The sequence below is a fragment of the Amycolatopsis sp. NPDC051061 genome (genome assembly GCF_040682935.1).
GTDB lineage: Bacteria > Actinomycetota > Actinomycetes > Mycobacteriales > Pseudonocardiaceae > Amycolatopsis.
This window is the reverse complement of the sequence record NZ_JBFBBZ010000004.1, coordinates 164456-176154: the sequence shown is the minus strand read 5'-3', so window position 1 is coordinate 176154 and position 11699 is coordinate 164456. Positions and strand designations below refer to the sequence as shown.

Sequence of the window (11699 nt, the reverse complement as noted above, 5' to 3'; positions counted from 1 at the left end):
CGGGTTGTGTGCTGCCTGTGAGGCGGCTGTGCGGTGACTGGCCGGTCGCGGATGTCCGCCTCCTCCGGTCACAGGAACGGCTGACGGCAGGCACAGTCCGCACACAGCGAGCGGCTCCACCGTGGATCGCACCGAAGGATCTCGTTAAGGAGCACCACCATGACCACACCGCAGGCACCGTCCACTCCGGACCAGACGTGGGGCGCGGCACCGGCACCGGGCGCGCCGCCGCGGCCGGGCTGGACGCCAGGCAAGAAGATCGCGGCGGGCGCCGTCGCGGTGGCGATCGTGGCCGGCGGGGGAGCGGCGGTCTGGGCCGCTTCGTCGTCCTCGGCGTCGACCGACACCGCCACCGGGCCGGGCGGGATGCAAGGCGGTCCGGGCGGCATGCAGGGCGGCGCGGGCGGCTTGGGCTCGGCGCTGCACGGCGAGTACGTGTCCTCGGACGGGAACGGCGGCTACGTCACGAAAATCACCCAGACCGGGGAGGTGACGGCGCTGAGCGCGACGTCGCTGACCGCGAAGAGCGAGGACGGGTTCTCGAAGACGTACACGATCACGTCGGCGCAGGCGACGGGCCTCGCGACCGGCGACACGGTGACGGTGGTGGCGACGGAGTCGGGCGACACGGCGACGGCGACTTCGGTCACCGACGGCGCGGCCGGCTCGGGTCAGGGTCAGATACCGGGCGGCGGTCAGGGAACCCCGCCGTCCGGAGCCCCGACCCAGACCGGCTGACCGCGGGTTCCCCAGCGCCCCAATGTGGCCTTGGTTGCGTTGAACGCACCCAAGGGGCCCTTCGGTGCGTTCAACGCACCGAAGGCCACACTGGGGCGCTCGGGCCGGTTGGGAAAGGATCAGCGGCGGTCGTAGTCGACCGCGACCTCCGGGGTCGTCGCGCGGGCGCGGCACGTCAGGATGCGGGCCGACGCCACGTCGTCGACCGTCAGCGCGTACCGGACGTCCATGTCGACCTGGCCGTGCAGCAGCGTCGCCCGGCAGGTGCCGCACGCGCCGCCCGTGCACGAGTACGGCACCTCGAACCCGGCCCGCAACGCCGCGTCCAGCACCGTTTCGCCGGCTTCCGCCGTAACGTACGTCGTCGTCCCGCCCAGCGTCACCGCCACCCGGGCCGGCGGCCCCGCCGGGTCGCGCAGGGGCGCCGCGCCGCGGAAGAGTTCGAAGTGGACGTTCTCGTCCGGGACGTCCGCGTCGGCGAGCGTCCGGCGGATCAGGTCCATCAGGCCGCGCGGCCCGCACAGGAACCACTCGTCGACCTTCGCCGGGTGCAGGCGGTTCTGCAGCAGCGCGCGCAGCCGCGTCCCGTCGAGCCGGCCGCGCTGGTAGCGCTCGTGTGAAATGGCGAGGGCTTCCCCGAGCGTGTCGAAGTGCCGGGGCCGGTGCGCGTGCAGGTCCGGGTCGCGCTCGTCGGTCCGGTAGTGGACGACGTGCAGCCGCCCGCCGAACCCTTCGGTGAGCGCGCTGAGCTCGCGCGCGAAGAGCGTCGTCGCGCCCGAAGTGTTGACGTACAACAGCGTCGCGCGGCTGTGCGGCTCGGCGGACAGCGCGCTGACCACCATGGACAGCACCGGCGTGATGCCGCTGCCCGCGGCCAGCGCGACGTAGTGCGCGGTGCGCGAAGGATCTGGTGTGAGCGTGAACCCTCCCGACGGTGGCAGCACGTCGAGGAAGTCGCCCACGGCCAGCGTCGTGGTCGCGAACCCGGAGAACGCCCCGCCCGGCCGCCGCTTCACCGCGATCCGCAGGTCACCCGACGCCGCCGGCGCGCAGATCGAGTACGTCCGCCGCACCGGCTGCCCGTCGAGCACCGCGCGGACCGCCACGTGCTGGCCGGGGAGGAACCGGAACTCGCTCGCGAGCTGCGGCGGGACGTAGAAGGTGATCGCGACGGCGTCCGCGGTCAGCGGGCTGATCTCGCGCACCCGGAGCCGGTGGAACCGGCTCGGCCCGAGCGGGGGCGCGGCCGGCGCGGGCACGGCGACGTCGGGTTCGGCGTCCAGTCCCACCGCCACGCGGTACTCCTCCGCGGTCAGGTCCCGGCCCCAGGCGGTGCTGATCGGGACGTCGTGAGCCAGGTAGGCCTCGCGGTTCTCGAGCCACACCCGCCGGTACCGGTGGAACGGGACCGCCGGGTGCAGGTGGTGCACCAGGTGCAGGTTCTGCGCCATCAGCACGGGGGTCAGCAGCCGCTCGAGGCCGATGCGCACGCGGGTGGTGCCGAACCGGCCGCGCGTGCAGGCGGCGGGCAGGCCGTGGTGCGGCAGCCAGCCGAACGACCAGGCGAGCAGGCCCACTCCCAGCCGCTGCGGCAGCAGGTACACCAGCAGCAGCTCGGCGCCGTGGCCGGTCGCGACCAGCGCGACCCCGGCCGAGAGGGCCGCGGACAGCACCACCAGCGCCTCGGCCAGCTCCTGCGGGGGCCGGCCCCGCAGCCGGGCGAAGTAGCAGCGCGCGTAGGCCACGTCCAGGGTCAGCCAGCGCAGCGGCAGCTGCCAGCGCGGGCCCCGCGACGTCCAGGCGTCCGGGTCCTCCCGGGCCGGTCCGTTGGTGTGGCGGTGGTGTTCACCGTGGACGTACCGCAGCGACGGGAACGCCGAGTACGCCGCGACGAACGGGACGGCCAGCCGGCCGAGCACCTCGTTGACCCACGTCAGTTTTCCGGCGGAGTGGTGCGCCGACTCGTGCACCACCGTGTACATCGCAAAGGTGACGACGGTGTTCAGCACCACGGTCACGACCGCCGGCACGAGCCCGGCGAGCAGCAGCCAGGTGGCGGTGCCCCACAGCGCGGCACCGCCGGCGAACAGCAGCAGGGCCGGCACCGAGACGGCGGGCAGCGCGATCCGGGGCGAGGGCACCGCGCGGGCGGTGGCCGGCCCGGTCGCGGGCGCCGCCACTGTGGCGGAACCGTGCGGCTCGGTGACGGCGACGGACATCGAGCGGTCTCCTCGGTCGAGAAGCTCCTGGTCAGGCGGGAGTCACCGTAGACAACTCCTCCGGGTTTGTAAACGTTGTAGCAGGCTTCGAAAAAAGGTGTCGGCCAGCGGAACCGAACCCATGGGTAAGCTTTCGGTGTGAAGGCCGTCACCCACCCGGTCCCGGCGCGCACCCGGGAGAAGCTGCTGGCCGCGGCGGCCGACGTCATCCGCGCCGACGGCTGGGCCGCCGTGACGATGGGCAAACTGGCCGCGCAGGTCGGCGTGAGCAGGCAAACCGTCTACAACGAACTGGGCTCCAAGGCGGAACTCGCCGAGGCCCTGATGCTGTGCGAGACCGACCGCTTCGTCGAGCGGGTCACCGCGGACGTCGCCGCCCACCCGGGCCGTCCGGTGGACGGCGTCACCGCGGCGTTCCGGCACAGCCTCGAAGCCGCCCACGCCAACCCGCTGCTGGAGATCGCGCTCGGCGGGCCCCAGGGCGGCCGCGACGACTTCCTCCCGCTGCTGACCTCCCGGCCCGAGGCGGTGCTCGGCCGGGCGGTCGAGGCCGTGGCGGCGGTGTTCGCGCGCAGCTACCCGGAGGTCTCGCTGACGCCGTCGGAGTGGGCGGTGGCGGTCGAGGCGTTCATGCGGCTGCTGCTGTCCCACCTGGTGCAGCCCAGCGGCTCGGCCGAGCACGCGAGCGGCCAGATGCGCTGGGTGATCGGCCGGATGCTCGGCTCCTGACGTCGCAGGTGGCCCCGGCCCCGGCGGCGCGGGCCACTGGCCTAGACTCGGACGTCCCGGTCTGCAGGTGACCGGCGCCATTTCCGCAGGATTGTCCAAACAATCGTTACCGCTCGAGGAGAAGACCTTGAAGAGCACCGTCGAGCAGCTCAGCCCGACGCGAGTCAAGATCAATGTCGAGGTGCCGTTCGACGAGCTCAAGCCGAACTTCGACCGCGCCTACCGCAAGATCGCCCAGCAGGTGCGCATCCCGGGCTTCCGGCCCGGCAAGGCGCCCGCTCGCGTCCTGGAAAGCCGGATCGGGCGCGGCCCGGTGCTCGACGAGGTCGTCAACGAGGCCATCCCGGCGAAGTACATCGAGGCCGTTCGCGAGAACGAGGTCCGCACGCTCGGGAACCCCGAGTTCGACGTGACCAAGCTCGAAGACCGCGACGTCCTCGAGTTCACCGCCGAGGTCGACGTGCGCCCCGAGATCGAGCTCCCGGAGCTCGAAGGCTTCGCGATCACCGTCGACGACGTCGAGCTGACCGACGCGGAGGTCGACGAGCAGCTCGACGAGCTGCGCGCCCGCTTCGGCACGTTGACCGGCGTCGAGCGCCCGGCCGAGACCGGCGACTTCGTCTCGATCGACCTGGCCGCGACCGTCGACGGCGAGGCCGTCGAGGAGGCCGCCACCACCGGGCTGTCCTACGAGATCGGCTCCGGCCAGCTCGTGGACGGCATCGACGAGGCCATCCGCGGCGCGAACGCCGGCGAAACCAAGACGTTCACCACCCAGCTCGTCGCCGGCGACCACGCCGGCCGGGACGCCGAGGTGACCGTGACCGTCCAGTCGGTCAAGCAGCGCGAGCTGCCCGAGGCCGACGACGAGTTCGCCCAGATGGCGAGCGAGTTCGACACGATCGAGGAACTCAAGGGCGACCTCCGCGAGCGCCTCGGCCGCGTCAAGAAGATGCAGCAGGGCGTCCAGGCCCGCGACAAGGTGCTCGAGGAGCTCCTGGAGCGCACCGAGGTGCCGATCCCGGAGAAGGTCCTCGACTCCGAGATCGAGAACCGCAAGCACGACGCGATCCACCCGTTCGACCACGACGAGGCCCAGTTCGCGCAGGCGCTCGAGGCCGACGGCCGCACGCTGGAGGAGTTCGACGCCGAGACCCGCACCGAGTCGGAGAAGGCCGTCCGCACGCAGCTGCTGCTGGACACCATCGCCGACAAGGAAGAGGTTTCGGTCAACGACGGCGAGCTCACCGAGCGGATCATCTACCAGGCCCAGCGCTTCGGGATCAGCCCGGACGAGTACGTCCAGCGGGCCCAGCAGTCCGGCCAGCTGACCGCGATCTACGCCGACGTCCGCCGCGGCAAGGCGCTCGCCTCCGTGGTCCGGAAGGCGGTCGTCACCGACGGCTCGGGCGCCGAGGTCGACCTCTCGGAGCTGTTCGGCAGCGACGAGCCGGCCGGCGACGAGGCAACCCAGGAGACGCAGGTCACCGACGAGGCGGCGAAGACTCCGGCGGAGTGAAGCTGTGAGCGAACTTGGGCGGTGTCAGGCATTCTGCACCGCCCAAGTTCGTTAGGGTCGGATACAAGATCTCAAGCATCTGAAACGACAGCGGCGGCCGTCAGTACCGGGCCGCCGCCGGCGAAAAGGCAGGCAGACGTGACGCAGCACATGCCCGAGGCGCGGACCGGCACCGCAGGGCTCACCCTCACCGACTCGGTGTTCGAGCGGTTGCTCCAGGAGCGCATCGTCGTCCTCGGTTCCGAGGTCAACGACGAGATCGCCAACCGGATCACCGCGCAGCTGTTGCTGCTCGACGCCGACGACGCCGAGTCCGACATCCGCTTCTACATCAACTCGCCGGGCGGCTCGGTCACCGCCGGGTTCGCCATCTACGACACCATGCAGCTGATCCGCCCGGACGTCGCGACGTACGCGATGGGCATGGCGGCCTCGATGGGGCAGTTCCTGCTCTCCTCCGGCACGCCGGGCAAGCGCTACTCGCTGCCGCACGCGCGGATCCTCATGCACCAGCCGTCCGCCGGTGTCGGTGGCACGGCGTCGGACATCGCGATCCAGGCCGACCTGTTCAACAAGTGGAAGCAGGAACTGGCCAAGATCACGGCCGACCAGACCGGGCAGACGGTCGAGCAGATCATCGCGGACGGCGACCGCGACCGCTGGTTCACCGCCCAGGAGGCGAAGGACTACGGGTTCGTGGACCACGTCCTCACCCGCGACATCGCCCGTCCCGGCTCGAACTGAGCGCGAAGCACACAGGAGACTCGATCATGAGCAACTTCAGGCTCCCGGGTGACTTCCGGGCTCCGAACACTCCCCAGTCGCGGTACATCCTCCCGTCGTACGTCGAGCGCACCAGCTACGGCGTCAAGGAGTCGAACCCGTACAACAAGCTGTACGAGGAGCGCGTCATCTTCCTCGGCGTGCAGGTGGACGACGCGTCGGCCAACGACGTGATGGCCCAGCTGCTGCACCTCGAGCACGAGGACCCGGACCGCGACATCCTGATCTACATCAACTCGCCGGGTGGCTCGTTCACCTCGCTGATGGCGATCTACGACACCATGCAGTTCGTCCGCCCGGACATCCAGACGTACTGCCTGGGCCAGGCCGCCTCCGCGGCCGCGGTGCTGCTGTCGGCCGGTACCCCCGGCAAGCGGTACGCGCTCCCGAACTCGCGGGTGCTGATCCACCAGCCCGCCACCGAGGGCACCTACGGCCAGGTCTCCGACCTGGAGATCCAGGCGAACGAGATCCAGCGGGTGCGGCGCCAGATGGAGGTCATCCTGGGCAAGCACACGGGCAAGGACCCGGACCAGATCCGCAAGGACATCGAGCGGGACAAGATCCTGACCGCCGACGAGGCCAAGTCGTACGGCATCATCGACGAGGTGCTGCCGTACCGTAAGGCGTCGGCTCTCTAGATCCGCCAGGCCGGTGTGTGTCGAGAAGACGACATACACCGGCGCTCTGGTTTAGGGTCGTCCTCTGACGTGCTCCCGGCGCCTGTGGGTGTTCCCGCCCACGGCATCGGACGGGTACCGTCAGTGGCAATGTGTGAGGCTCCGCTCGGTCGTGAGTGACCGGGGGTCGCACCGTCGCAACACACGTCAGGCGCGGCAACCCGCGCCGGAGGGGACGAGGTCACAGGCCATGGCACGGATCGGTGACGGCGGAGACCTGCTGAAGTGTTCTTTCTGCGGGAAGAGCCAGAAGCAGGTGAAGAAGCTCATTGCCGGCCCCGGGGTCTACATCTGCGATGAGTGCATCGACCTCTGCAATGAGATCATCGAGGAGGAGCTGGCCGAGGCCGGCGACGTCAAGCTCGACGAGCTGCCCAAGCCCGCCGACATCCACGAGTTCCTCGAGCAGTACATCATCGGTCAGGAAGATGCCAAGCGGACGCTGGCGGTGGCGGTCTACAACCACTACAAGCGGATCCAGGCGGACGACAAGGCCGGGCCGAAGGACTCCAAGGAGGAGTCGGTCGAGCTCGCCAAGTCGAACATCCTGATGCTCGGCCCCACCGGGTGCGGCAAGACCTACCTCGCGCAGACCCTGGCGAAGCTGCTCAACGTGCCGTTCGCGATCGCGGACGCCACGGCGCTGACCGAGGCCGGGTACGTCGGCGAGGACGTCGAGAACATCCTGCTCAAGCTCATCCAGGCGGCGGACTACGACGTCAAGCGGGCCGAGACCGGGATCATCTACATCGACGAGGTCGACAAGATCGCCCGGAAGAGCGAAAACCCGTCGATCACGCGGGACGTCTCCGGCGAGGGTGTCCAGCAGGCGCTGCTGAAGATCCTCGAGGGCACCACCGCTTCGGTCCCGCCGCAGGGCGGCCGCAAGCACCCGCACCAGGAGTTCATCCAGATCGACACGACGAACGTGCTGTTCATCGTGGCCGGCGCGTTCGCCGGGCTGGAGAAGATCATCAACGAGCGGGTCGGCAAGCGTGGCCTCGGCTTCGGCGCGGAGATCCGCACGAAGTCCGAGATCGAGGAGAGCGACATCTTCTCCGACACCATGCCCGAGGACCTGATCAAGTTCGGGCTGATCCCGGAGTTCATCGGCCGGCTCCCGGTCGTGGCGACGGTCAACCACCTGGACAAGGAATCGCTGGTCAGCATCCTCACCCAGCCGCGCAACGCCCTGGTGAAGCAGTACAAGAAGCTCTTCGAGATGGACAACGTCGAGCTCGAGTTCACCAAGACCGCGCTCGAAGCGATCGCCGACCAGGCGGTCCTGCGCGGGACCGGTGCCCGCGGGCTGCGCGCCATCATGGAAGAAGTGCTGCAGCCGGTCATGTACGACATCCCGAGCCGCGACGACGTGGCGAAGGTCGTGATCACCGAGCAGACCGTGCGGGAGAACGTGAACCCGACGATCGTCGCCCGGCAGCCGACGCGGCGCACGCGCAGCGAGCGCGGCGAGAAGTCGGCCTGAGGCCGGGCGTCTCCGGGCCACCCGGCCCGGAGACCCGACAGGAAAGCTGAATGACTGCTGACTCTATGCCGGTTACCGGCGGGGGCGCCGCCCCCGCCGGTGGCGTGCAGGCACCGCCGCCACCCGAACCGGCGCCGGTGCCCGCCGGGCCGGTCCTCGGGTTCCGCGAGCTGAGCGAACGCGTCATCGCGTCCGTGCTCGACCGGTACCCGTGGCTGAACCGGGTGCTGATGGGCGTTCTGGCCGTGTGCGCCGGCACGTGCGTCGTGGCCGTGGTGGCCCGGCTGTCGCCGTTGCCGCTCATCCCGCTGCCGCTCTTCGTCGTCGCGGGTTACGCGCTCTGGCGGGCCCGTGGGGTGTCCGAGCGGCGTCCGCTGGTCAACTGGGTGCTGCTGTTCGGCCTCGCCACCCTGATCGGCTTCTGGCTGATCTCGGTCGTCGGCCGCTGGGTGGAGTGAACTTCCTCCGTCGGAAGCGTTTGCGCCCGGCCGTCTCCGGGTAGCAAGGTCCCGTGGTAGGTGCCCTCAGACCGTTTCGGCATCCGGCACTGTTCTACCGCGGTGACAGTGAGTATCTCGACGGCGTCGTTCCGTTCCTGCTCAACGGTCTCGATCAAGGTGAACCGGTGGCCGTCGCCGTTCCGCGGCGCAATCTCCAGCTGATCGAGAAGGCCCTGGAAGGCCGGGCCCGCGAAGTGCGGCTGACCGACATGTGCCAGGCGGGCCGCAACCCCGGCGCGATCCTGCCGACGGTCCTGCTCGCCTTCGCCGGCGAGCACGCGGGCCCGGTGCGGATCGTGGCGGAGCCGATGTGGGGTGGGCGCACCGGCGCCGAGTACCCGGCGTGCGTCCTGCACGAAGCGCTCATCAACCACGCTCTCGCGGGGCGGGACCTCGCGGTGCTCTGCCCGTACGACATCGCGGCGCTGGCGCCGGACGCGCTGGCCGACGCCGAGCGCACCCACCCGGAGGTGTGGGGGCCGGCCGGGCCGTTCGTCAGCGCCCGGTTCGACCCGGACGGAGCTCGCGCGGAGCTGATGCGGCCGCTGGACCCGCCGCCCGCCGCGATCGAGCGGAAGTTCGACATCGCGCAGCTGGCTTCGCTGCGCGGGTTCGCGGAGATCTGGGCCGCGCGGCACGGCCTGCGCCGCCCGAGGCGTGACGACTTCACGCTGGCGATCGCGGAGCTGACGACGAACAGCATCCTCTACGGCGGCGGCGCGGGCGTGCTCCGGCTGTGGGCCGACGAGCGTCAGGTGGTCGGCGAGGTCTCCGACACGGGCACGATCACCGAACCCCTGGCGGGCCGGATCCCACCGGCGGCGTCGACGCTGGGCGGCCGCGGGCTGCTGCTGGTGAACCGGCTGGCGGACCTGGTCCGGACGTACTGGGTCCCGGGCCGCACGACGACCCGGGTCCACTTCACCTGCTGACGCCATGGGCGACTCGTTCATCGCGTCCGACGTCAGGGCCCCGGCAAAGTCGGTGGCTGCAATGACTCATTCAAGACCTTTGGCGAGCCAGGGGCACCCGAGCCGCGACGACTTTGCCGGGGCCCTGCCACCAGACGTCATGAAAGGGTCGTTCATGACGCTGGACGACAGGAAAGAGTCGTTCATGACGTCGCCAACCCCCGCCCAACGTCGCGAATGACTCATTCGGGACCTCCGGCGCCCCCAATGACTCATTCGCGACACCCGACTCCGCGCGCGGCCGTGACTTTGGCCGGGGGCCGGGGGCCGGGGGCGTCATGAACGACTCTTTCATGACATCGGAGCCGGACCGGGTCAGTCCTTGCGGGGAACGTGCTTGCCGAGGAAGCTGATCATGCTCGGCACCACCGTCCGGTTGAACGGGTCGCCGTGCTTGCCGTGGGCCGTGTGGGCCACCGCCGGGCGGGCCGCCTCGATGTAGCGGCGGACGCCCGTGATGAACGAGTCCTCCGTGCCGCACCAGATGCCGTTGGCCACGCTCTTCGTCTCGTCGATGTGTTTCAGCGGGTCCAGCGCCGTCCAGTCGTTGAGGCCCGTGAAGATGTGCCGCTTGGCCATCTCCTGCCAGGACAGGATCAGCGCCGGGGCCAGCGTCGCGACCGCGGCCGGCGGCTGGCGCCGCTCCACCCGGCGGCGCGTGTACACCAGCGCGCCGAACCCGCCCATCGAAACGCCCGTGCAGGCGAACGGCTGCCCGGTGTCGCCGGCGAAGCCGCGGGCCCGCAGCCACTGCGGGACCTCCTCCAGCAGCATCGCCATCGGGTCGTCGCCCGGGTGGACCTCGTGCCAGTAGTTGTCGCCGCCGTCGACGGCGACGAAGCCGAACGCCGGGACGGCCTTGCGCGCGACGTCGCTGGAGAGCTGCTTGAGCGTGCCGGTCGGGGCCGCGCTGCGGGCGTTGCCGTGCAGGCCGTGCAGCATCAGCGACATCGGCAGCCCCTTCGGCGGGGTCTTCGACGGCAGGATGAACACCAGGTCGACCATCCGGCCGCGAGCCTGGGAGTAGACGCGCTCGACGCGGGTGCTGCCGAGCTGGGTCGTCGGGTTCGACGACGTCACGCCGAGCGTGCGCTGCAGGGCCTGGCTGAAGGGCAGCTTGCCGGTCGCGGTGCCGACGGCCAGCCCGCCGACGGCCAGCCCGGACGCCCCCGCGATCAGCACCGAGCGGCGGCTGAGCCACCGCCGCGCGTCCCGGACGGCGGCCACCCCCGCCGGGACCTCGGCCTCGCCGCGATCCCCGTTTTCCTCGTTCACCTGTCTCCGTCCCCCGCCTGCCGTTCCTAGGACGCCGCGCACCCGCTCCGCGTTCCCCCGCGTCCGTCGTTCGCCGGGTTAGTCGTTCCCACCCTGCCCGGCGTTTCCGGTTCTCGCCCGCCAAGCCGCCTTCGCGGCCTCGGTCGAGTGTTCCGCCCGCTCCACAGTGTCCCCGAGACCCACTGCCATGGTGATCCCCAGGGGTATCAAAATGTGGTCGATGCCCTGCTCACCGGCACCGAAGTGACCGGACGCCTCGAGCGTGACGAAGCCGTGGAGCGCGCTCCACAGCTGGGCGGCCGCCTGGTACTTGTCGGCGGCCCGGAACCGGCCGGCCTCGATGGCCCGCTCGGTCGCCCGGACGATGTGGCCGAACGCCTCCAGGCCCTCCTGGGCGGCTTCACGGCCCTCTTCGGTGGTCAGGTCGGACAGCGTCGCCCGCTTGCCGCCCAGCGCGGTCTGGCCGAACGTCACGGCGAACAGCTGTGGCTGCTCGGCGACCGCCTGCCGGTAGGTGCGGGCCAGGCCGAAGATGTCCGCCACCGGGTCGTCGGTCTCGCCGACCTCGGCCAGCCACGCGCTGAGCCTCAGAAACCCCGTGCGCGCCACCTCGTCGACCAGCGCGGCCATGCCCCCGAAGTGCGTGTACACGGCCATCGTCGAGACGCCGACCTCCGCCGCCAGCTTGCGGGCCTGCAGGGCTTCGGCGCCGCCTTCGTCGAGCAGCCGGATGGCCGCTTCGACGAGCCGTTCCTTGACGTCGTTCGCGCGGGGTTTCGGGCTCATGCTTGCCAGTATC

The 11699-nt window shown here is 70.6% G+C and carries 11 protein-coding genes; 8 read left to right on the top strand and 3 right to left on the bottom strand.

Annotated features, from left to right (window positions below):
* Nucleotides 1-159 precede the first annotated feature (159 nt).
* On the top strand, nucleotides 160-738 hold the full coding sequence (locus AB0N03_RS07310) for a hypothetical protein (RefSeq protein WP_364366768.1): 579 nt from the start codon (nucleotides 160-162) through the stop codon (nucleotides 736-738).
* Nucleotides 739-857: 119 nt separating this feature from the next.
* Here AB0N03_RS07310 and AB0N03_RS07305 read toward each other — a convergent pair whose 3' ends face one another.
* Entirely contained in the window at nucleotides 858-2957 is a 2100-nt protein-coding gene (locus AB0N03_RS07305) for a fatty acid desaturase (protein WP_364366765.1), read from the bottom strand.
* 138 nt (nucleotides 2958-3095) lie between these two features.
* Between AB0N03_RS07305 and AB0N03_RS07300 the strand changes: the two genes are divergently transcribed.
* The 7 genes from AB0N03_RS07300 to AB0N03_RS07270 all read left to right on the top strand — a co-directional run bounded on the left by AB0N03_RS07300 (nucleotide 3096) and on the right by AB0N03_RS07270 (nucleotide 9586).
* A complete protein-coding gene (locus AB0N03_RS07300; RefSeq protein ID WP_364366762.1) occupies nucleotides 3096-3686 on the top strand; it encodes a TetR family transcriptional regulator in 591 nt (196 codons plus the stop codon).
* 127 nt (nucleotides 3687-3813) lie between these two features.
* On the top strand, nucleotides 3814-5205 hold the full coding sequence (tig, locus tag AB0N03_RS07295; RefSeq protein WP_364366759.1) for a trigger factor: 1392 nt from the start codon (nucleotides 3814-3816) through the stop codon (nucleotides 5203-5205).
* Nucleotides 5206-5343: 138 nt separating this feature from the next.
* Nucleotides 5344-5949: an ATP-dependent Clp protease proteolytic subunit gene (locus AB0N03_RS07290; RefSeq protein ID WP_364366756.1), complete on the top strand. Its 606-nt coding sequence runs from the start codon at nucleotides 5344-5346 to the stop codon at nucleotides 5947-5949.
* 26 nt (nucleotides 5950-5975) lie between these two features.
* The gene (locus AB0N03_RS07285; RefSeq protein ID WP_364366753.1) at nucleotides 5976-6629 is read left to right on the top strand and encodes an ATP-dependent Clp protease proteolytic subunit; all 654 of its coding nucleotides are present in this window, start codon (nucleotides 5976-5978) and stop codon (nucleotides 6627-6629) included.
* 229 nt (nucleotides 6630-6858) lie between these two features.
* Nucleotides 6859-8154: an ATP-dependent Clp protease ATP-binding subunit ClpX gene (gene clpX / locus AB0N03_RS07280; protein WP_364366750.1), complete on the top strand. Its 1296-nt coding sequence runs from the start codon at nucleotides 6859-6861 to the stop codon at nucleotides 8152-8154.
* A 50-nt stretch (nucleotides 8155-8204) separates the two neighbouring features.
* Nucleotides 8205-8612 carry a hypothetical protein gene (locus AB0N03_RS07275; RefSeq protein ID WP_364366747.1) on the top strand — a complete coding sequence of 136 codons (408 nt, stop codon included), beginning with the start codon at nucleotides 8205-8207 and terminating at the stop codon, nucleotides 8610-8612.
* 53 nt (nucleotides 8613-8665) lie between these two features.
* Entirely contained in the window at nucleotides 8666-9586 is a 921-nt protein-coding gene (locus AB0N03_RS07270) for an anti-sigma factor RsbA family regulatory protein (RefSeq protein WP_364366745.1), read from the top strand.
* A gap of 354 nt (nucleotides 9587-9940) precedes the next feature.
* Here the strand turns inward: AB0N03_RS07270 and AB0N03_RS07265 are convergent, their stop codons facing one another.
* Together AB0N03_RS07265 and AB0N03_RS07260 are read right to left on the bottom strand one after the other, a co-directional pair.
* Nucleotides 9941-10900 (bottom strand): alpha/beta hydrolase-fold protein, encoded by a 960-nt coding sequence (locus AB0N03_RS07265; protein ID WP_364366742.1) that lies wholly within the window; start codon nucleotides 10898-10900, stop codon nucleotides 9941-9943.
* Nucleotides 10901-10978: 78 nt separating this feature from the next.
* A complete protein-coding gene (locus AB0N03_RS07260) occupies nucleotides 10979-11686 on the bottom strand; it encodes a TetR/AcrR family transcriptional regulator (protein ID WP_364366739.1) in 708 nt (235 codons plus the stop codon).
* Nucleotides 11687-11699 lie beyond the last annotated feature (13 nt).